Consider the following 24,601-nt stretch of genomic DNA (forward strand, 5'->3'; position numbering starts at 1 on the left):
CTACGCTTCGGACGTCTGGCCAGGACGGGTCGTGGGTGCCGGGTAGGCGATGGAGAACGGAGATAGCCGAGAGGTAGCGGGTTTCACTTCGTAAGGCGGGATCGTGCGGGTCGAGTCATAGCCGATCGCACTGAATCCCGAACGGGGGAGTTCAGTTCACGGCCGCATTCGGCCGTTCAGAGGTTCTGCCCGGCGGTGCGGTGGTTCCGCAGCCGGGGCAAGGGAAGGCAGTGAGCGATGACCGACACCAGTCCGGCGTGCGCGGAGATCGAGCAGCTGGCAGGTCTGGTCGCGACAGTCGCGGCCGTCGATCCGGCCCGGATCGCGGTGGACTTCGACGGGGCAGCGGTGTCCTACGCCGAACTCGACGCGAAGCTGACCGAGACCGCGGAACTCACCGGTGGCGCCCTGGACCCGCAGTCGCTGGCCTCGGTGGTGCTGGCCGAGCTGGTCCCGCAGCTGGTCGAGGCCGCCGACGGTGCATTCGGCCGGCTGCTGACCGGACTGCTCGATGACGCCATGTCGGTCCTGGGTATCGCTGCCACGGCGGCAGAACCGACCCTGCCGGAACGCTTCGCCGAACAGCTGGCCCGCACGCCCGACCGGGTCGCCGTCCGGTTCGGCACCGAAACGCTGACCTACGCCGAACTCGACGCCCGGGTCGCCGTACTGGCCACCCGCCTGCGCGAGCTGGGTGTAGGGCCGGAGTCCCTCGTCGGCCTGGCCATGCGCCGCAGCACCGAACTGCTCGTCGCGGTGCACGCCATCGTGCGGGCCGGCGGCGCCTACGTCCCCCTGGACCCGGACCACCCGGTCGAGCGGCTGCGGTACGTCCTCGGCGTCGCCGATCCGGTCGTCGTGGTCACCCGGGCCGCCGACGAACCGGACCTACCTGGCACCCCGGTCCTGCGCACCGACGATATCGACTGGACCGCGGTACCGGCCGCGATCCCGGCGGCGGCGATCACCGCGGACAACACCGCCTACGTCATCTTCACCTCCGGTTCTACGGGCCGGCCCAAGGGCGTGGCGGTCACCCACCGGGCCATCGTCGCGAATCTGGCGTGGCGGCAGCGCCGCTACGGCCTGATCGAGACCGATGTGGTGCTGCAGAAGACGCCGTACACCTTCGACGTGTCGGTATGGGAACTGTTCTGGCCGTTGCAGGCGGGTGCGCAGCTGGTGATCGCCGAGCCCGGGCGGCACGGTGATCCGCGCTACCTCGCCGAACTGATCGCGGCGCAGGGCGTCACCGTCACCCATTTCGTGCCCGCCATGCTGGCCGCGTTCACTGCCGAACTGGCCGAGGCGGCGGAGCCGTTCGACCTGTCGTCGCTGCGCATGGTGTTCGCTTCCGGTGAGGCGCTGCCCGCCGCGACGGCCGCCCGGCTGCGCGCCCTGTCCGGCACCGAGTTGCACAACCTGTACGGTCCCACCGAGGCGGCCGTGGACGTCACCGCGCACCGGGTGACCGCCGCCGACGAGACCTCGGTGCCGATCGGCGGCCCGGCCGACGACACCGGCCTGCTGGTGCTCGACGAATTCCTCGACGAGGTGCCGCGTGGTGTCGTGGGTGAGCTGTATCTGTCGGGGGTACAGCTCGCCCGCGGCTATGTCACCCGGCCGGGGCTCACCGCCGACCGGTTCGTCGCGAATCCGTACGAGGCGCCCGGTGCCCGGATGTACCGGACCGGTGATCTGGTCCGGCAGCTCCCGGACGGGGAACTGGAGTACCTGGGCCGCACCGACTTCCAGGTCAAGCTGCGCGGCCTGCGGATCGAACTCGGCGAGATCGAGGCGGTGCTGGCCGGACATCCGAACGTCGGCAATGCGGCGGTGCTGCTGCACCGGCATACCGCGGGCGAGGCCCTCGTCGGGTATGTGGTCAGCGTCGACGGCGCCGAACTGGATCACGACGAACTCACCGCGCACGCCCGGGCCGCGATGCCCGACTACATGGTGCCGGCGCTGCTGATCCAACTGGACCGGATGCCGGTCAACGCCAGCGGCAAACTCGATCGCAAGGCGCTGCCGGAACCAAATTTCCAGGTGGCTACCGCCGAGTTCCGGGAACCGGTCACCGGTACCGAACGGGCCGTCGCCGGGCTGTTCGCCGAGCTCCTCGGAGTGGACCGGGTCGGGGCGGACGACGACTTCTTCCGGCTCGGTGGCAATTCGCTGATCGCCACCCGGGCCATCGCGCGGCTGCAGAGTTCGTTCGGGGTGCGCATCGATGTCCGGGACTTCTTCGACAACCCGACCGTGGCGGTGCTGGCCCGGCTGATCGACGGTGGTACCCGGGACGAGCGCCCGGCGCTGGTCGCCGGTCCGCGGCCGACCCCGGTGCCGCTTTCGCTCGCCCAGCAGCGGATGTGGTTCCTGAACCGCTTCGACCCGGCCACCGGCGCCTACAACATTCCGATGGCGGTGCGGCTGACCGGCGAGCTGGACCGAACGGCACTGGCGGCCGCAGTGGCCGACCTGCTGCACCGGCACGAGGTGCTGCGCACCCGCTATCCGGAGATCGGCGGCGTCGGCAGCCAGGAGATCCTCGATGTCGGCGCAGCTCTCGAATCGATTCGCCATGCCTCGGCGCCGGGTGATCTCGGCGCCGCCGGGACATCCGTGGAATGGGTGCGGGAGGCGGAACGGCTGCTGCGCCCGGAACCGGTGACAGCTCAGCGGTTGCCGGAGGAGCTGGCCGGGGAGATCCTGCGGGGCTTCGACGTCACCGTCGCGCCACCGCTGCGGATGCGACTCTATGCGGTCGGCGACGACCACATCCTGGTGCTCACGATGCATCACATCGCCGGCGACGGCTGGTCGGCCGGCCCCCTCATGCGCGATGTGATGGCGGCGTACGCCGCTCGCGTCCAGGGGGCTGCTCCCGAATGGGAACCGTTGCCGGTGCAGTATGCCGATTTCGCGATCTGGCAGCGGAACCTGCTCGGCGACGAGGCCGATCCGCAGTCGCGGGCGGCACGCGATATCGACTTCTGGCGCACCACCCTCGCCGGGCTGCCCGAGGAGTCGGCGTTGCCGACCGACCGGCCCCGGCCGGCCGGCGCGAGCCTGCGCGGCCGCACCGAGCCGATCGAACTCCCGGCCCGCGTGGTCGCCGAGCTCGACGCCGTCGCCGCCACCGTGGGGGCGACCAGGTTCATGGTGCTGCACGCCGCCCTGTCGGTGCTGCTGGCGCGGCTGTCCGGCAGCGACGACATCGCGATCGGCAGCCCGGTCGCCGGCCGCGGCGAGGCCGCGCTGGACGATGTGATCGGCATGTTCGTCAACACCGTGGTCCTGCGCACCGCGGTGGGCACCGCCGAACCGTTCACCGACCTGCTGACCCGGGTCCGCGCTGGTGACCTGGCCGCCTTCGACCACACCACATTGCCGTTCGAACGTCTGGTGGAGGTGCTCGCCCCGGCCCGGTCGGCCGCCCGGCATCCGCTGTTCCAGGTGGCGCTGTCACTGCAGAACCTGCCGCACACCGAATTCGAACTACCCGGGCTGCGGGCGGACGCCGTCGAACTACGCTACGACGTCGAGAAGTTCGATCTGTCGATCACCCTGCGCAGCACCGTCGACGGTGGTCTGATCGGCGAATTCTCCTACGCCACCGATCTCTTCGACGCTTCGACGGTCGCGACCCTGGTCCGCCGCTTCAGCACCCTGCTGGCCGGGGTGGCCGCCGCACCGCACACCTGCGTCGGTGATCTGCCGCTGCTGCTGGACGACGAGTTCACTGTGCTGACCGGCCGCACCGGCGGCGAACTCGCCCCCGCGCCGCTACTGCCGCAGGTCCTCGACCGCGCCGCCGCCGTCCCGGATGCGGTGGCGGTACGTGACGGCGACCGCATTCTCACCTATGCCGAACTCGATACCGCCGCACACGAGCTGGCCGCCCGGCTGCGCGGCTACGGCGCCGGGCCGGGCGATCTGGTCGCGGTCGGTATTCCGAGGTCGGCCGAATCCGTGATCGCCGTCTGGGCGGTGCTGCGGAGCGGCGCCGGGTTCCTGCCGGTGGATCCGGCCTATCCGGCCGACCGGATCGCGCATATGCTCGCCGATTCCGGCGCCGTCGCCGGACTCACCACCGCGGCGGTCCGCGCCGGGCTGCCGGACACACTGCCCTGGCTGGTCCTCGACGATCCGGCCGCGCCCGCCCCGCAGCACAGCTCGGTCCGGCCGGTGCCGCATCGGCTCGACCCGGCCTACGCCATCTACACCTCCGGCACCACCGGGCTTCCCAAGGGCGTGGTGGTACCGCATGCCGCGGTCTCGGCGTATCTGCCCGCGCAGGCCGCCTGCTACCTGCCGGCGCCCGATGCCCGCGTCCTGCATGTGGCCTCGCCGTCGTTCGATATCGCGGTGGCCGAACTCCTGCTGGCGGTCACCGCGGGCGCCGGCATGGTGATCGCGCCGCCGGGAGTGTTCGGCGGCGCCGAACTGGCCGAACTGATCCGCGCCGAACGGGTCACCCATGTGATCATCACACCGTCCGCGCTGGCCACCGTCGCGCCGGACGGGTTGGACAGCGTGCGGCTGATCGTCACCGGCGGCGAACCGCTGCCCGGTGAACTGGTGCAGCGCTGGGTGGCCGCGGTGCCCGGGCTGACCTTCCGCAATGCCTACGGTCCCACCGAAACCACCATCGTCACCAGTATCGGAGCGCCGCTGGACGGCCGTGGCCCGATCACCCTGGGCGCGCCGGTCGCCGGGACCACCGAGCTGATCCTGGACGACCGGCTGCAGCCGGTACCGGTGGGTGTGGTCGGCGAGCTCTACATCGCCGGACCGCAGCTCGCGCGCGGCTACCACCGTCGCCCCGGGCTCACCGCGGGCCGATTCGTGGCCGACCCGTTCGCGCCGGGGGAACGGATGTACCGCACCGGCGACACTGTGCGGTGGGTCCGTGGCGCCGGCGGCCGCCTCGAGGTGGAATACCTGGGCCGCAACGATTTCCAGATCAAGATCCGGGGCCTGCGGATCGAACCGGGGGAGGTCGACGCCGTCCTGCTGAACCATCCGGGCGTCGACTACGCCGCGACCGTCGGGCACCGCACCGAATCCGGTGCGACCGTGCTGGTCTCCTATGCGGTGCCGGTCGCGGGTGTCGGCCTCGATTCGGATGAACTCCTCGATCATGCGGCCGAATCGCTGCCGCCGCATATGGTTCCCGCAGCCGTTGTCGTTCTGGACGAGGTGCCACTCACCCCGGTCGGCAAACTGGACCGGGCCGCCCTGCCCGCACCGGTGTTCGCGGGCGCCGCCTACCGGGCACCGCGCACCGTGCCGGAACAGATCGTGGCCGCAGCGTTCGCCGAGGTGCTCGGGGTGCCGCGGGCCGGGCTCGACGACGACTTCTTCGACCTGGGCGGCACCTCGCTGCTGGCCACCCGGGTGACCGCACGGGTCGGCGGCGCCCTGGACACCCGGGTGCCGGTGCGGCAACTGTTCGAAACCGGCACCGTCGCCGGGCTGGCCGCGGCGGCCGACCGGCTGCGCGGTGCCGGCGACCGGATTCCGCTCACCGCCGGTCCCCGGCCGGAGCGGCTACCGCTGTCCCCGGCCCAGCAGCGGATGTGGTTCCTGAACCGTTTCGATCCCGAATCGGCTGCCGACAACATCCCGATCGCCGTGCGCCTCACCGGCGCCCTGGACACCACCGCGCTGCGGCAGGCGATCGCCGACGTACTCGACCGGCACGAGGTACTACGCACCCGGTATCCGGAACAGGACGGCCGTGCCGTCGCCGACATCCGGCCCGCCGGGACCACAGTGGACCTCGTAACCGGCACGACCACTGCGTCGGACTACACCCGCCGTCTCGCCGAGATCGCCGGGACCGGATTCGATCTCACCACCGACCTGCCGGTGCGGGTCGCCCTGCTGCGCATGGGCGACGCCGACCACATCCTGCTGGTCGTGGTGCACCATATCGCCGCCGACGGATTCTCGATGGGGCCGCTGACCCGCGATGTGCTGTCGGCCTATGCGGCACGCACCGAGGGCGGGGAGCCCGCCTGGGCGCCGCTGCCGGTGCAGTATGCCGACTACGCGCTGTGGCAGCACGAACTGCTCGGTGTCGCCGACGATCCCGAAGCCCTCGGGACGCGGCAGCTCGCCTTCTGGCGGCAGACCCTGGCGGGACTGCCCGAACAGCTGGAGTTGCCGGCCGACCGTCCCCGCCCGGCCGTCGCCTCCCGCCGCGGCGCGGCGCATCCCCTCGGGCTGGACGCCGCTACCCATACCGCGCTCGCCGAACTGGCCCGAGCCCACGGTGTCACTGTATTCATGGCCGCGCATGCCGTCTTCGCGGTGCTGCTGGCCCGGCTGTCCGCGACCACCGACATCGCCGTCGGCACTCCGGTCGCCGGCCGGGGCGAGGCCGAGCTGGACGACCTGGTGGGCATGTTCGTGAACACCCTGGTGTTGCGCACCGAGGTCGACCCGGCGCTGTCGTTCACCGACCTGCTGGCCCGGGTCCGCGCTGTCGACCTCGCTGCCTACGGTCACGCCGAAGTGCCGTTCGAACGTCTTGTCGAGGCCCTCGACCCGCTGCGCTCCACCGCTCGGAACCCGCTGTTCCAGGTGATGCTGTCGGTGAACGAGCACACCCCGCGGGCCGGGCAGTTGCCCGGGCTGACGGTCGCTGCCCTGGACCTGCCGACCGGGATCGCCAAGTTCGACCTGGAACTCACCCTCACCGAACATCGGGACGAATCCGGCGCGCCCGCAGGTATGTCCGGCGCTTTCCGCTACGCCACCGACCTGTTCGACCCGGCCACCGTCGCCGGGTTCGCCACCCGCCTGCACCGCCTGCTCGACGGCGTCCTCGCCGACCCGACCCGGCCGGTCGGCGATATCACCCTGCTGGACCGCGACGAGCTCACCGAGCTGCTGGACAACCGAAACAACCGGGCCACAACCGAGGTCGATGCGCTCGGGCAGGTCCGATCAACATCCGAGGAATGCGCGGACGCCGGTGCAGATGCCGCCCGGTCCACCGGTGATCCCATCGCGATGCCGTCGGATCGGCGGGTTCCGGGCGATGTCGCGTTCATCGACGGTGCACCGGTGGTTCCGGCAGCGCTACCGGAACTCGTGCCGGAGAACTCGGCACGATCCGGTGGTGCCGGACAGCCGGACTCGGGAGCTGAGCGTAGGCGGGTCGACGACACCGCCGGCGCGGCCGTGCCACCTGCCTCGGCCGCGGTACATGAGGGTGTGCACGGAGCCGGGGTCGGGGAGACACTCGACATGTTGTTGAACGGGCAGGTGGCGGCCACCCCGGTGGCGGTGGCCGTCGTGGTCGACGGGACCGAAGCGCCCGGTCTCACCTATGCCGAGTTCGGGGCCCGCGTGGTGGCGGTCGCGCGGCAGTTGATCGCGCTCGGCGCCGGGCCCGAGGATTTCGTGGCGGTCGCGATGCCGCGCGGGCTCGAACAGCTCGTCGCCCTCCACGCGGTGCTCGCGGCCGGGGCCGGGTACGTACCGCTGGACCCGGACCACCCGGCCGAGCGCACCCGGTACGTCCTCGACGAGACGGCACCGGTGTGTGTGCTGACGGCGCCGGACGTGGAGTTCGATGCGGGCGCGACGCCCGTGGTGCACCCCCACTGGGGCGATCCGTCGACCGCGGGTGCGACGAGCGAGACGGTCGGGGGTGTCGCTCCGGGGCCTGGGCCGGTGAGCGCCCCCGCGACGGCGGCCGATTCGGCGCCGATCACCGATGCCGACCGGGTGCGGCCGCTGCGGCCGGAACACCCGGCGTATGTGCTGTACACCTCCGGCTCCACCGGCCGCCCGAAGGGCGTGACCGTCTCCCATTCCGCCGTCGCGCACCATCTGCGCCGCCTGCAGCAGCAGTATCCGCTCACCGGATCCGATGTGGTGCTGCAGAAGACGCCGCACACCTTCGATGCGTCGGTGTGGGAACTGTTGTGGCCGTTGCACACCGGCGCCCGGCTGGTGCTCGCCACCGCCGAGGGGCATCGGGATCCCGGCTATCTGGCCGCGGTGATGGCCCGGCACCGGGTGACCGTCGCGCAGTTCGTGCCGTCGGTGCTCGCCGCGGTGGTCGCCGAACCGGCATTCGCGGAGTGCGATTCGCTGCGGCTGCTGTTCGCGGGCGGCGAGGCGCTCAACGGTGCCCTCGCCCGGCAGGCGCACACCCGCACCGGTACCCGGGTGATCAACCTGTACGGCCCGACGGAAACCACGATTCAGGTCACCACCGCCGAGGCCGGTGCCGAGCCGGGTGCCGGTGTACCGATCGGCACCCCGGTCGCCGGGAACCGGGTGTACGTCCTCGATTCCCGCCTGCAGCCGGTCCCGGACGGTGTGCCCGGCGAGCTGTACGTCGCCGGTGCCCAGCTGGCCCGCGGCTATCACGGCCGTCCCGCCGCCACGGCCGAACGGTTCGTGGCGAGCCCCTTTGCTTCCGGCGCGGCCGCAACCGGGGAACGTCTGTATCGGACCGGCGACCTGGTCACCTGGCGGCGCGACCCGGACGGCACCGCCCGGCTGCACTATCTGGGCCGCACCGACTTCCAGGTCAAACTGCGTGGCCTGCGGATCGAGCCCGCCGAGATCGAGGCCGCTCTCACCTCGGTACCCGGGGTGGGCCGCGCCGCCGTTCTGGTGCACCGCGCCGACGGACGCGCCGACCGGCTCGTCGCCTACCTGACCGGTTCCGCGGCACCGGCCGACCTGGATGCCGCCGTGGCCGCCGCGCTGCCGTCCTACATGGTGCCCAGCGCCTATATGTTCCTCGACTATCTCCCGGTGACCGCTGCAGGCAAACTGGACCGCCGCGCGCTGCCCGCACCGGAACTGCCCGAAATCACCTACCGGGCACCGGAGACCGCGGCCGAAGCCCGGGTCGCCCAGGTCTTCGGCGAGGTGCTCGGCATCGACCGGGTCGGCGCCGACGACGACTTCTTCGCCCTCGGCGGCAACTCGCTCACCGCCACCCAGGTGGCCTCCCGGCTCGGTGCCGCCCTGGAGACCCGGGTGCCGGTGCGGCTGCTGTTCGAGGCGGGCAGCGTGACCGGTCTCGCCGCCCGGCTGGACATCGGGTCCGGTGCCGGCGCCCGGCGCGGTCCGGTCGCGGGGCCGCGCCCGGACCGCATCCCGCTCTCCCCGGCGCAGCAGCGAATGTGGTTCCTCAACCGTTTCGAACCGGATTCGGCCGCCTATCACATCCCGGTCGCCCTCCGGCTCACCGGCGAACTCGATATCGATGCCCTCCGGGGCGCCCTCGGCGACCTGATCGCCCGCCACGAGATCCTGCGCACCACCTACCCGGAACACGACGGAATCCCCGAACAGCGAGTCGGTGCCCCGTTCGTTCCCGCCCTCACCCCGGTCCCGGTGGCTCCGGACGCGATCACCGCGACCGTCGCGGAGGCACTCACCGGCGGGTTCGACCTGACCGCCGAGGTTCCCGTCCGCGCCGTCCTGCTACGGGTCGCCGACGGTCCCGGCAGCGGGGGCGTCTCCGCCGAGCACGATCGGGACGGTGCCGAGTCAGGCGCCGCCCACAGCATTGCCGAGGCCGAACACGTGCTGGTGCTGGTCGTGCATCACATCGCCGTCGACGGCTGGTCCATGGCGCCGTTGACCCGCGACCTGGTGACCGCGTACGCCGCCCGGTGCGCGGGACATACCGACACCGCGCCGGCGCCCGCCCTGCAGTACGCCGACTATGCGCTGTGGCAGGTCGACGGGCTGGGCAGCGCCGACGATGCCGACGCTCCGATGGGCCGCCAGCTCGCCTACTGGACCGACCGGCTGGCGGGCGTACCCGATGTGCTCGCCCTGCCGACCGACCGCCGTCGTCCGCAGGTCGCCTCCGGCCGCGGTGCGACGATCCGTGGCGAATGGGATGCCGGCCTGCACCGGGCCGTCGAAACCTTCGCGCGCGAGCATCGCGCGACTCCGTTCATGGTGCTGCATGCGGCGCTGGCGGTGACCCTCGCCCGGGTGTCCGCCGAAACCGATATCGTCGTCGGCAGCCCGGTCGCCGGGCGCGGGTACCGTGAACTCGACGACCTCGTCGGCATGTTCGTCAACACCCTGGTGCTGCGCACCGAGGTCGACCCGGCCGGCTCCTTCACCGACCTGCTCGCCGCGGTGCGCGCCGGCGATCTGGACGCCTTCGAGAACGCCGATGTTCCGTTCGAGAGCCTCGTCGATGCGGTCAACCCGGTCCGTTCCCAGGCCTATGCACCGCTGTATCAGGTGTCGCTGGCGCTGCAGAACCAGCGTGCCGACCGCTTCGAGCTGCCCGGTCTGACGGTGGCGGCTCAGGAACTACCCGAGGCGCCGATCGACGGCGACCTGGACTTCACCTTCGTCGATCGGTTCGACGACGCCGGTGCGCCCGCCGGCCTGCACACCGAACTGCGGTACGCCACCGACCTGTTCGACCCCGGCACGGTCGAGCAGATCTTCGGCACCCTGGAACGGGTCCTGCGTGCCGCACTCGACGCGCCCGACCTGCCGGTCGGCGACCTGCCGCTGCTCGACCCCGCCGACCGGCTGGAGCTGCTGGCGCTGCGGCACGGAACCGACGTCGGTATCGCCGCCGACCTGGCCGAGCTCGGCATCGGCACACCGCATCTGGCGGCGTTCGTCCCCGCCGCGGCGGTGCGGGCGCCCGGGGCGGTGGCGGCGCGTTTCGACGGCGCCGAACTCACCTACGGCGAGCTCGCGGTGCGCGTGAACCGGATGGCGCGGCAGCTGATCGCCTGCGGAGTCGGCCCGGAAACCCCGGTCGCGGTGGCGCTGCCGCGCAGCCTCGACCTGATGGTCGCCGTGCACGCCGTACTGCAGGCCGGTGGGGTCTACCTACCCATCGACCCGGCGCACCCGGTCGAGCGGATCCGGTCGGTCCTGGCGACCGCCGCGCCCCGGCTGATCCTGACCGCGGATCCGGGCGCCCTGGCCGCACTGCCGGAGGTGATCGAATCCGGTACCGCGTCGGTGCACTACGCCGCGGCCTCCCGCAACGGGGTGCCGATGCTGACCCTGGACGAGCTCGAACGCGACGGCACCGCCGTCGCCACGGACCCGCTGACGGACGCCGAGCGCCTCGCCCCGCTGCACCCGGACCAGCCGGCCTACGTGCTGTTCACCTCTGGATCCACCGGCACCCCCAAGGGCGTGGTGGTCACCCACCGGGCCGTGGTCAACGAGTTCTGCTGGTTGCGCGGTGATTTCGGGATCACCGCGGCCGACCGGGTGCTGCAGCGCGCACCACTGACTTTCGATGTGTCGCTGTGGGAATTGCTGCTGCCGTCGCTGGTCGGGGCGACCGTCGTCCTGGCCCGCCCCGACGGCCACCTGGACCTGGCCTATCTGGCGCGGACGTTGCGTGCGGAGCGTATCTCGCTGGCCGAGTTCGTCCCCTCGGTGCTCGCCGCCCTGTTCGCCGAAGGACTGTCCGACAGCCTGACCGGCGTGCGGATGCTGCACATCGGCGGCGAGGAACTGCCGCCCGCGCTGGCCGCGGCGGTGGCGGAGGTGCTGCCGGACGGCCGCGCCTACAACACCTACGGCCCCACCGAGGCCGCGATCTGCACCACCTTCCGGCCGCTGCGGCCGCCGGTGGAAGCGGTGGATGTGCCGATCGGGCGGCCCGGCTGGAACACCCGTGCCTATGTGCTCGACGACCGGCTGCATCCGGTGCCGGTCGGCACGCCCGGCGAGCTGTATCTGGCGGGCGCCCAGCTGGCCCGCGGCTACCTCACCCGGCCGGACCTGACCGCCGAACGGTTCGTCGCCGACCCGTTCGCCCCCGGCCGCGTCGGTGCCCGTATGTACCGCACCGGCGACCGGGTGCGCTGGAACACCGACGGTGAACTGGTGTTCCTCGGCCGCACCGACTTCCAGGTGAAGCTGCGCGGGCTGCGGATCGAACTCGGCGAGATCGAGGCCGCGCTCGGCTCCGCCCCGGGCGTGAGCCACGCCGCCGTGCGGACCGCCACCGACGCCGACGGCCGCGACTGCCTGGTCGGGTACCTGGCCGGTACCGCCGACCCGGAAGCCGTCCGGGCCCACGTCGCCGACCGGGTGCCCGCCTACATGGTGCCGGCGCACCTGGTGGTGCTGGATACGATGCCGCTCAACGCTTCCGGCAAGCTCGATCGCAAGGCGCTGCCGGTGCCGGAACTGTCGGCGGCCCGTACCTACCGGGAACCCTGCCCAGGTGCCGAAGCCGCCCTGGCGGCGGTGTTCGCGGACCTGCTCGGCGTGCACCGGGTCGGTGCGGACGACGACTTCTTCGCCCTCGGCGGGCATTCCCTGCTGGCGATGCGCCTCGTCGCGCGGGCCGCCGGGGTCCTCGGCGCCACCCTCGACGTGCGGGACGTGTTCGAGGCGCCGACCGTCGCCGCGCTGGCGGCCCGAGCCGGCCGCGCCGACTCCACTGCGGTGGAATCCGTGCTGCGTCCGGTGGTTCCGCGGCCTTCCCGGATTCCGCTGTCGCCCGCCCAGACGCGGATGTGGCTGCTCAACCGGCTGGATCCGGACTCGGCCGGTTACCACCTGCCGGTGGCGCTCCGGCTGTCCGGAGATCTGGACCTGCCCGCGATCCGCGGTGCGGTCGCCGATGTGCTGGAACGGCACGAGGCGCTGCGCACCGTGTATCCCGACGACGGCAGCGGTCCCGTCCAGGTCGTCCTGCCGGCCGAGCAGGCACTGCCCGACCTGCAGGTGCACGCCCTCGGTGACCGGACTCCGGACGCAGCGAGCCCGGACCGCAACCAGCGGCCGGGAGCCGACGACGGTTCCACCGCACCGCAAGACGATTCCGTGCCACAGCACGCCATGGAACTGGACGCTGCGGTGCACGCGATCGTGGCGCCCGGATTCGACCTGACCGCCCGGCCGCCGCTGCGTATCGCGCTGATCCGAATCACTCCGCGCGACCATGTACTCGTCCTGACCCTGCACCACATCGCCGCCGACGGCGTCTCCACCGGCCCCCTGGCTCGTGACCTGATCACCGCCTACACCGCCCGCCGGGACGGCCATCGCCCGGCCTGGCAGCCGCTCCCGGTGCAGTATCCCGATTACACCCTGTGGCAGCTCGAGACGCTCGGCGACGTCGCCGATCCGGAATCGCTGCTGTCCCGGCGGCTGGAGCACTGGCGGCGTGAACTCGCGGGGCTCGCTCCGGTGCTGGAACTTCCGGCCGACCGGCCCCGGCCGGTACAGCGCACCGGCGCCGGTGCTGCCACGGGCTTCGAGGTCCCCGCTGCGGTGGTCACCGGTATCGAGGAACTCGCCCGGCGGCACAACACCTCGGTGTTCATGGTCGTGCACGCCGCGTTCGCGGTGCTGCTGGCCCGCAGCGGCGCCGGCTCCGATATCGCCGTCGGCACCCCGGTCGCCGGACGCGCCGACGCCGCTCTCGACGATCTGGTCGGCATGTTCGTCAACACCCTGGTGTTGCGCACCCCGGTCGACCCGGCCGCGAACTTCGCCACCCTGCTCGCCGACGTCCGCGACCGGGACCTGCGTGCCTTCGCGCACGGCGAGCTGCCGTTCGAACGCCTCGTCGAGGCGATCGACCCGGTGCGTTCGACGGCGTACTCGCCACTGGTCCAGGTGATGCTGGCGTTCGAACATCGCGACGGCACCCGCCTCGACCTGCCCGGGCTCACCGTTTCCGAACATCCGCTGCCCGCCACCGCGACCCAATTCGACCTGTCGCTGGCGGTCGGCGAAGCCACCGGGCCCAGTGGGGAACCGGTGCTGCACGGCCGGTTCCGGTATGCCACCGACCTGTTCGACGCCGCCACTGTCACCGCGCTCGGCGACCGGTTCCTGCGGGTGCTGGCCGCCGTGACCGCCGACGACCGTATCGCGGTCGGCGACCTCGACCTGCTCGGTGCCGCCGAACATGCGGCGCTGGACGAGTGGAACGCCACCGCTGCCGACCATGATTCGGCGGCGACGCTGGTCTCGCTGTTCGAGGCACAGGCCGCCCGGACCCCGGATGCCACCGCGCTCGATTTCGAGGGCGAATCGATCGGCTACGAGGAGTTCGCCGGTGATGTGCACCGGCTCGCCCGGTACCTGATCGCTGCCGGGGCCGGTCCGGACACCGTGGTCGGGGTCGGATTGCGGCGCGGGATCGACATGCTCGTCGCCGTCTACGCGGTCCAGGCGGCGGGCGCCGCCTATCTGCCGCTGGACCCGGATCACCCGGCCGAGCGGATCACCCACGTCCTCGACACCGCGCGGCCGGTGTGCGTGCTGGCCCGGCCCGATTTCCCCACCGCCACGGTGCCGGTGGTCGATCCGGCCGCCCTCGATCTGTCCGGTCACTCGGACAGCCCGGTCACCGACGTCGAGCGGCGTCGGCCGCTGCGCTCGGACGACCTCGCCTACGTGCTGTTCACCTCCGGTTCCACCGGCCGCCCCAAGGGGGTGGCGGTCACCCACGGCGCCATCGTGAATCGCCTGGAGTGGATGCAGCGCGAGTACCGGCTCACCCCGGTCGATGTGGTGCTGCAGAAGACGCCGATCACCTTCGACGTCTCCGTCTGGGAACTGTTCTGGCCGTTGCAGGTCGGTGCCACCCTGGCCATCGCCAGGCCCGACGGGCACCGCGACCCGCGGTATCTGGCCGAGGTGTTCGGCTGCTCGCGGGTCACCGTCGCCCATTTCGTCCCGGCCATGCTGGGCGCCTTCCTCGCCGAACCAGCCGCCGCACACTGCACGACCCTGCGCCACGTCTTCGCCTCCGGTGAGGCCTTGCCGGCCGCCGATGCGCAACGGCTGCGGGCCCTGCTGCCCGCGGTTCGAGTGCACAACCTGTACGGCCCCACCGAGGCCGCCGTCGACGTCACCTTCCACGAGGTGACCGACGCCGACACGGTCACCGTGCCGATCGGCCGCCCGGTCGCCAATACCGGGCTGCGGGTGCTCGACGCCCGGCTGCGGCCCGTCCCGGCCGGGGTGCCGGGGGAGTTGTACCTGGCCGGAATCCAGCTGGCCCGCGGCTATCAGGGCCGCGCCGACCTGACCGCAGACCGTTTCGTCGCCGACCCGGCCGGACCGTCCGGCGCCCGCATGTACCGCACCGGGGATCTGGTGCAGTGGACCCGCGCCGGAGAACTGGAGTATCTGGGCCGCACCGACTTCCAGGTGAAACTGCGTGGTCTGCGGATCGAACTCGGCGAGATCGAGACCGTCCTGAGTACCTGCGCCGAGGTGGAGCGGGCCGTGGTCACCGTGCGCGACGACGGCACCGGCGACTACCTGGCGGCCTACCTGGTGCCCGCCGAGTCGGCGGGAGTGAGTGCGAATGCGCTCGACACCGCTGCCGTCGCCGCGGCCGCTTCCCGGTCGCTACCCGGATACATGGTGCCGGCCGTGTACGTGGTGCTGGACGAACTGCCGGTGAACGCGTCCGGGAAGCTGGACCGGCGGGCGCTGCCTGCACCGGACCGCGCCGCCCGGGAGTACCGGGCACCGAGCACCCGCACCGAGCTCCTGGTGGCGGAGGTGATCTCCGATGTGCTCGGGGTGGACCGGGTCGGGCTCGACGACGACTTCTTCGGTCTCGGCGGCAACTCCCTGGTCGCCACCCGGGTGACCGCCCGCCTCGGTGCCGCCCTGGACCGGCAGGTTCGGCTCGCGCAGCTGTTCGACACGCCCGTCGTCGCCGATCTGGCGGCCGCGCTCGACGGCGCGGATTCGGCGTCCCGGCTGCCGTTGGCCGCCGGACCCCGGCCCGACCGGCTACCGCTGTCGCCCGCACAGCAGCGGATGTGGTTCCTGAACCGGTTCGACCCCGAATCCACCGGCTACAACGTGCCCGTCGCGGTCCGGCTGTCCGGGGCGGTGGACGTCGCGGCGCTCAGCGCGGCGGTCGACGATCTGATCGCCCGGCACGAAGTGCTGCGCACCTACTATCCGGAGACCCCCGAGGGGCCGGTACAGGTGGTCCGGCCCGTCGCGGACACCGGTGTGCGCCTGGAGATCCGGGACAGCACCCCCGATGCGGTGCGCGCCGACATCGTCGACCTGACCGCGACCACCTTCGACGTGACCGCGGCGGTCCCGTGGCGGGTGGTGCTGTACCGGATCACCCCGGACGAACAGGTGCTCGCCGCGGTGCTGCACCACATCAGCGGGGACGGGTCCTCGATGCCGCCGCTGGTCCGTGACCTGATGACCGCGTACCTGGCGCGGCAGTCCGGCGGCGCGCCGGACTGGGCACCGCTGCCGGTGCAGTACGCCGACTATGCGCTGTGGCAGCGGGAACTGCTCGGCGACGAAGCCGACCCGGCCTCCCGCGCCGCCCGTCAGATCGGCTTCTGGCGGGCCGAACTGGCCGGCCTGCCCGATCAGCTGGACCTGCCCCTGGACCGGCCTCGTCCGGCCGTGCGCACCCTGGCCGGTGGCACCGTCGAGGTCGAGATCGACGCGGCGACCCACGCCCGGCTCGCCGAGCTGGCCCGCGCGAGCGGAGCCACCCTGTTCATGGTGGTGCACACCGCCTTCGCCGCCCTGCTGGGCCGGCTGTCCGGCAGCGATGACGTCACCGTCGGCACGCCGGTCGCCGGGCGCGGCGCCGCCGAACTCGACGACCTGGTCGGCATGTTCGTCAATACCCTGGTGTTCCGTACCCGGCTGCTGCCGGGCGAGACGTTCCGGCAGCTGCTGGCCCGGCAGCGGGCGAGCGACCTGGCCGCCTTCGCCCACGCCGACGTGCCGTTCGAACGCCTGGTGGAGGTGCTCGACCCGGCCCGCTCCACCGCCCGGCACCCGCTGTTCCAGGTCGGCTTCTCGTTCCAGAACTTCGAACGCGCCGAACTCGAACTGCCCGGTGTCACCGTCACCGGACTCGACACCGGCGAGGAACTGTCGCAGTTCGATCTGCACCTCATCGTGGGCGACCGCTACCGCGACAGCGATGCCGACCGGGCCGTACCCGCGGGTATCAGCGGTGTACTCACCTACGCCCGCGACGTCTTCGACCCCGAAACCGCCGCGGCGGTGGCCGACCGGCTGCAACGGCTGCTCGCCGAGATCGCTGCCGCCCCCGGCACTCCGGTGGACCGGTTCGACATCCTCACCGCGGCCGAACGCAACCGGATCCTGGACAGCTGGAACGACACCACCCGGCCGGCCGGCCGGGAGACGCTGCTGCTGGACCCGTTCCGGGAACAGGTCCGGCAACGCCCTGCTGCGCCCGCCGTGGTCTTCGGCGGCACCACCCTCAGCTACGGCGAACTCGACGCCCGGGTGAACCGCCTCGCCCGGCAGCTGATCGCCGCCGGAGTCGGACCGGATGTTCCGGTCGGCCTGGCCGTCCGGCGTTCGATCGACCTCGTCGTCGGCATGTACGCGATCCTCACCGCCGGTGGCACCTATGTGCCGATCGACCCCGATCACCCGGCCGACCGGATCGTCCAGGTGCTCGAAACAGCCCGGCCGCACTGTGTGCTCACCGCCGTCCGGGACGGGTTCACCCCGCCGACCGACGTCGCGGTGTACGCCGTCGACACCCTGGATCCGAGCGGCTTCTCCGGTGCCCCGGTGACCGACGCGGAACTACGGGCACCGCTGTGCGGGCAACACCTCGCCTACACGCTGTTCACCTCCGGCTCCACCGGCCGGCCCAAAGGTGTGGCCATGAGCCATGCCGCCGTCGCCAATCAGATCGCCTGGCTGACCGACCGATACGCCATCGGTCCGGCGGACGCGTACCTGCAGAAGTCCGCGGCCGGCTTCGACCTGTCGGTCTGGGGATTCTTCGCGCCCCTCGCCGCCGGTGCCACTCTGGTGCTCGCGGACCCGGACGGGCATCGCGATCCGGAGTACCTCGCCACGCTGATCGCCGACACCGGTGTCACCATCGCCGACTTCGTGCCATCCATGCTGGCCGTATTCGCCGCGCACGCCGACCACACCCGGTTGGCGAGCCTGCGCTCGGTGCTGGTCATCGGCGAGGCGCTCACCCCGGACACCGTCGCCGCATTCCGCGCGATCAGCGCTGCCGAGGTACAAAACCTGTACGGGCCCACCGAAGCCGCCGTCTCCGTGACGGCCTGGCCGGTGGACGGAATGGACCCGGCCGACACCATGTCGGCGTCGGCCACGGTCGGCCGGGGTGACCGGCGACCCGGCCCGCAGCGGTCCGGGGTTCCTGCCGGGCGCGGATCGGCTGCAGCGGCCGGAGTCCCAGTCGGTTCGGTGCCGATCGGCCGCCCCGCGTGGAACTGCCGGGTGTACGTCCTCGACGATCGATTGCGGCCGGTTCCGCCGGGGGTCACGGGCGAGCTGTATCTCGCCGGCGACCAGCTGGCCCGCGGCTATCTGGGACGCCCGGATCTGTCCGCCGACCGGTTCGTGGCCGACCCGTTCGCCCGGGTTTCCGAGGGTGCGGGTGCCCGCATGTACCGCACCGGTGATCTGGTGCGATGGCACCGGGACGGTGTGCTCGTCTATGTCGAGCGCCGGGACTTCCAGGTGAAATTCCGGGGCCAGCGCATCGAGCTCGGCGATATCGAGGCCGCGCTGCTGTCCGACCCGGCGGTGGGGCAGGCCGCCGCGGCCGTCGTCGCCACCGCCTCTGGGGACCGGCTGGTCGGGTACGTGGTTCCGGTACCGGACGCGGAACCGGACTCCGCCGATCTGCGGGCAGCCGCCGGTCGGGTGCTGCCGGGCTACATGATTCCGTCCGAGATCATGGTCCTGAATGCGCTGCCGCTCAACGCCTCCGGAAAACTCGACCGGAAGGCGCTGCCGGCACCGGAATTCCGGGCCCGGGCGTTCCGCACTCCGGGCACCCCGGAACAGCGGGCTGTCGCCACGGTGTTCGCCGACGTCCTGGAACAGGAACGCGTCGGTCTGGACGACGACTTCTTCGAGCTCGGCGGCAACTCCCTGATCGCCACCCGGGCCGCCGCCCGGCTGGGTGCCGCCCTGGCCACCCGGATCCCGGTGCGGTTGCTGTTCGAGGCGAGCAACGTCGAGGCGCTCGCCGCCGCGGTCGCACCGCTGGCCGGTGCCGGTACCGGCCGCGCGCTGACCGCCGGGCCACGCCCCGAACGGATTCCGTTGTCGGCCGCCCAGCAGCGGATGTGGCTGCTCAACCGGATCGCACCCGATTCGGCTGCCTACAACATCCCGCTCGTCGTCCGGCTCTCCGGCGCCGTCGACGTGGCCGCCCTGACCGCCGCCGTCACCGACGTCCTGGACCGGCACGAAGTGCTGCGCACCGCCTACCCGGCCGACGACGGCATCGGCTTCCAGCAGATCCGGTCCACCGAACACACGGTGCCGGCCGTCTGGTCCGATGGTGCCGCCTCGACGGTGTCGGCCGCGACGCCGCCGGCACCCGAGCGTGTCGAGCCCGCGGTCCTGGACGAGCGGGTCTCGGCCCTGGTGTCCGCCGGATTCGACCTCACGGCGGCACCGCCGGTCCGGGTCCGGCTGCTGGCCTCCGGCGAGGACCTGGTGCTGGTGGTGGTTGTGCATCACATCGCCGCCGACGGCTTCTCGATGGGCCCGCTGCTGCGCGATGTCGCGGTGGCCTATGCGGCCCGGCACGACGGTGCGGCACCCGGCTGGGCGCCGCTCGAGGTGCAGTACGCCGACTACACCCTGTGGCAGCGGGACACCCTCGGCGCCGCCGACGACCCGCAGTCACCGCTCGCCCGGCAGCTCACCTACTGGCGCGGACAACTCGCGGACCCGGGCGGGCCCCTGGAACTGCCGTTCGACCGGCCCCGGCCGCCGGTTGCCACCCAGCACGGCGCCGCGGTGACCGCCACGGTGCCGCACCGGATCTGGCAGCAGGTCGGCGAGCTGGCCCGGGCCCACCAGGCCACCGAGTTCATGGTGGCGCACGCCGCCCTGGCGGCCCTGCTCGCCCGGCTCTCCGGTGACCGCGACATCGCGATCGGCACCCCGGTCGCCGGCCGCGGTGCCGCCGCCCTCGACGACCTGGTCGGCATGTTCGTCAACACGCTGGTGCTGCGCACCCGGGTCGACCCCGCCACCGGGTTCACCGGTCTGCTGGCCGAGGCCCGCGGCACCGATCTTGCGGCCTTCGACCACGCCGACGTCCCCTTCGAACGTCTCGTCGACGAGCTGGACCCGGCCCGGTCCGGTGCGCACACCCCGCTGTTCCAGGTGCTGCTGGCCTTCCAGAATCTGGGCCGGGCACCGGGCGCGGTCACCGTTCCGGGGCTCACCGTGACCCCGATCGACACCGATGCCGCAGTCGCCCGCTTCGACCTCGACTTCGTCGTCACCGAGACCGGCGACGGCGACCGCACGGTCACCATGACCTATGCCACCGACCTGTTCGATGCGGGTACCGCGAGCTGGATCGCCGACGCGTACGTTCGCCTGCTCACCGAAGTCGCTGCCGACCCGACCCGGCCGCTCGGCGATATCGAACTGCGCACCCGGGCGGATCGGCAGGCCGGTCCGCTCACCGGACCCGATCCGGCCGGCCCGGCCGATGTGCTCCCGGCTGCCTTCGACCGGCAGGCCGCCGCCACCCCGGACGCCGTCGCCCTGGTCGGCGCCGACGGTGCAGAACTCGGCTACGGCGCCTTCGCCGGTCGGGTGCACCGGCTGGCGCGGTTCCTCATCGCCCAGGGTGTCGGCCCGGAGACCCCGGTCGCGGTCGCCGCCGCTCGATCACCGGAGCTGCTCGTGGCAGTACATGCGGTGCTGGCCGCCGGCGGCGTCTACGTTCCCGTCGATCCCGACCATCCGGCCGAGCGGATCGGCCGGATCCTCCGGCAGGCCCGGCCGCTGCGGATCCTCACCACCGCGGCCGATCTGCCGGCGCTGCCCGCGACCGGCACTCCGATCGTCGCGATCGACACCCTCGACCTGTCCGGCTATCCGGACGGTCCGGTGACCGACGCCGACCGTCGGCGCCCGCTGCGCCCCGGCAACACCGCCTACGTGATCTTCACCTCCGGCTCCACCGGCGAACCGAAGGGTGTGGCCGTCGAACACCGTGCCGTCGTCAACCAGCTGGACTGGCTGGCACAGCATTTCGGCTGCGGGCCGGACAGCGTGCTGCTGCACAAGACGCCGGTGACCTTCGATGCCTCGATCTGGGAACTGCTGCTGCCCTCGCGTACCGGTGCCCGGCTGGTGCTGGCCCGGCCCGGCGGGCACGGCGACCCCGGCTACCTGGCGCGGCTGATCGCCGACCACCAGGTCGACACCGTGCAGTTCGCGCCGACCGTGCTGGCCGCCTACGCCAACGCGCTCGAGGCCGGCGCACCGGCCGGGGCACTGCAGCGGATCTGCGCCGGTGGCGAGGTCCTGTCCGCCGCTCTCGCCCAGCGGGTCCGGAAACTGACCGGCGCCGAGGTGGTGAACCTGTACGGACCCACCGAGACGACTGTCCAGGTCAGTACGCACACCGTCGATTTCGACGACACCACTACGGTGCCGCTCGGCGCGCCGGTCGCCGGGACCACGCTGTACGTCCTGGACGCCCGGCTGCGGCCGGTACCGCCCGGCGTGGTCGGCGAACTCTATGTGGGTGGCGTGCAGCCGGCCCGCGGTTACCTCGACCGGGCCGGGCAGACCGCGGAACGGTTCCCGGCCGACCCGTTCACCGGCGGCTCCGGTGCCCGGATGTACCGGACGGGAGATCTGGTGCGCCGGACCAGAGGCGGCTCCCTGGACTACCTGGGCCGGGCCGACCTGCAGGTCAAACTCAACGGCCAGCGGCTCGAACTCGGCGAGGTCGAAGCGGCGCTGGCCGCGGAAGCGGGCGTCGCGCAGGCTGCTGCCGCGGTGATCACCGGACCGGATGCGGACCGGCTGGCCGGCTACGTCGTCCCCGCGGCGGATGTGGTGCTGGACCCCGCGGGGCTGCGGTCCGCGCTGGCCGCAGTGCTACCGGGCCACCTGGTGCCGGCGGTGATCCTGGTCCTGGACGAATTCCCGGTGAACGCCTCCGGCAAGCTCGACCGCACTGCGCTGCCCCGGCCGCAGCTGCGGGCCGCGGCCTATCGGGCGCCGGTCACCGCGGACGAACGCATCGTCACGGCCGAATTCGCCCGCGTCCTGGACCGGGAGCGGGTAGGAGTCGACGACAGCTTCTTCGAACTGGGCGGCAACTCCCTCACGGCGGTACAGCTCGCCGCCAGGCTGGCCGCCGCCACCGGCGTGCCGGTCCCGGTGGCCTGGCTGTTCACCGACCCGACCCCGGCCGCCCTGGCCGCCCGGCTGCGGGGCGCCGCCGATACCGACGACGCCTTCGCGGTCCTGCTGCCGTTGCGCCGCGGTGGCACCGGGGCGCCGCTGTTCTGCATCCACCCGGTCGGCGGCCTGTCCTGGGCGTTCGCCGGGCTCACCCGGCACCTCGACCCGCAGCGCCCCGTCTACGGGCTGCAATCACCGGCACTGACCGCCGACGAGCCGTTGCCGGCCGAGATCGCCGACTGGGCCGAGCGATATGTGGCGGCCATCCGCTCGGTGCAGCCGGACGGTCCGTACCACCTGCTCGGCTGGTCGCTCGGTGGTGTGCTCGCGCACGAGGTAGCCGTCCGTCTACAGGCAGACGGCGCCGAGATCGCGCAGCTGGCCATGCTGGACAGCTGGCTGGGCGACGCTCCGGAAGATGCCGCCGAACCGACGGTCGGGGACCTGCTCGGCGGGTTCGCCGACGACCCCGCCGCCGCTTTCGACCCGGAGCGGCTCGCCGCCGCCGCGGCCGAGCTCGGCGGGCCGCTCGCCGACCTGGACCGCGACCGGATCACCCGGATCGTCGATGCCGCCGACGCCTCCATGCGGATGCTCGACCGGCACCGGCCCGGTGTCTTCCGCGGTGACCTGCTCTATTTCGCTGCCGCGGACGACGACCCCGCCGACGATCGGGGTGCCGGCACCTGGGTCTCGGCCGTCACCGGCACCGTGCACCGCCATCGCATCGCGGCGACGCACTGGACGATGACCGGTGACGCCGCCCTCGCCCAGATCGGTGCAGAACTCGAGCGGAACTCGCGCGTCGACTCCGGCCGGGAGTACTGATCCGAACCGCCCGCCTATGAGCGACAACCGAGCGTGCCGGACTCGAATCCGGTGGTCTGTCGCTCATAGGCGGGCGGTTTCTGTAGTAGTGTCCGGCCCGCCGGAACCGGGTGACCCAGGCGCAGGCCGGTGTGCCGTTGCGGGCACCCCGCCCCCGGCTGCCCGCAACAGGGTCCGTCAGCATAGAATCGCAGCCGACGTGAACGAGCCACAGTTGACCGAGCAGATCACCCAGACCACCACCGTGTCCGCCGACGGCGGGGTCCGCCGCACCGTCCTGCCGGGCGGGTTGCGCGTGGTCACCGAACGCCTGCCCGGCGTGCGCTCCGCGTCCGTCGGCGTCTGGGTGGGCGTCGGCTCACGCGACGAGGGGCCGACCGTCGCCGGTGCCGCACATTTCCTCGAACACCTGCTGTTCAAAGCGACGCCGACGCGTTCGGCGCTGGATATCGCCGAGGCGATGGACGCTGTCGGTGGGGAACTCAACGCATTCACCGCCAAGGAACAGACCTGTTACTACGCCCACGTGATCGACGAGGACCTGCCGCTGGCCGTGGACCTGGTCGCCGACGTGGTGCTGAACGGTCTCTGTCGGGCGGTGGACGTCGACGTCGAACGGCAGGTGGTGCTGGAAGAGATCGCGATGCGCGACGACGACCCCGAGGACCTCGTCGGCGATGCGTTCCTCACCGCCATGTTCGGCGACCACCCGATCGGCCGGCCGGTGATCGGGTCCGTCGAATCCATCGAAGCCATGCAGGCCGCACAGCTGCGCGGTTTCCATCAGCGCCGGTACCGGCCGGACCGGATGGTCCTCGCCGTTGCCGGCAATATCGACCACGACGCCGTCGTCGAGACGGCGCACCGGGCCTTCGGGCACCGGCTCGACCTGTCCGCCGCACCGGCACCGCGCCGGGAAGGCTCCTTCCGGCCGCGTGGCGCCCCGGAACTGGTGCGTATCCACCGGGACAGCGAACAGGCCCATGTGGTGTTCGGCGTGCGCGCCTTCGGCCGGCACGAGGGTGAACGGCGCTGGCCGCTGTCGGTGCTCAACACCGTCATCGGCGGCGGCCTGAGTTCCCGGCTGTTCCAGCGAATCCGGGAGGAGCGCGGCCTGGCGTACTCGGTGTACTCCAGCGTCGACACCTTCGCCGACACCGGTGCCTTCTCGGTGTACCTCGGATGTCATCCGGAGAACCTCGGCCAGGTCACCGATCTGGCCCACGGGGTGCTCGCCGAGATCGCCGCCGACGGCGTCACCGAAGCCGAATGCGCCCGCGCCAAGGGTTCGCTGCGCGGCGGACTCGTCCTCGGCCTGGAGGATTCGGCCTCCCGGATGAACCGCATCGGCCGCAGCGAACTCAGCTACGGCAACCACCGCACCGTCACCGAAACCCTCGACCGCATCGACGCCGTCACCGTCGACGATGTGAACGCCATCGCCCGCACCCTTTTCGCCCGCCCCTACGGCGCCTGCGTCGCCGGCCCCTACCGCCGCACCCGCGACCTCCCCGCCGCCGTCCGCAAACTGGTCGGCTAGCTATCGGTGGCCCTGGCT

The 24,601-nt window shown here is 72.2% G+C and carries 2 protein-coding genes; both read left to right on the forward strand.

Annotated features, from left to right (window positions below; genetic code table 11):
* Nucleotides 1–237: 237 nt before the first annotated feature.
* Nucleotides 238–23,043, forward strand: coding sequence for a non-ribosomal peptide synthase/polyketide synthase (locus AC1HFH_RS09475; RefSeq protein WP_480247058.1), 22,806 nt, complete (start codon nucleotides 238–240; stop codon nucleotides 23,041–23,043).
* A gap of 214 nt (nucleotides 23,044–23,257) precedes the next feature.
* Nucleotides 23,258–24,583, forward strand: a complete 1,326-nt coding sequence (locus AC1HFH_RS09480; protein WP_480247793.1) for a M16 family metallopeptidase — start codon at nucleotides 23,258–23,260, stop codon at nucleotides 24,581–24,583.
* Nucleotides 24,584–24,601: the final 18 nt, after the last annotated feature.

The sequence above is a fragment of the Nocardia sp. KT25-26 genome (assembly GCF_056627695.1).

Coding starts and splice junctions, on each gene's coding strand:
- AC1HFH_RS09475 (WP_480247058.1), top strand. CDS start 238: ATGACCGACACCAGTCCGGCGTGCGCGGAGATCGAGCAGCTGGCAGGT.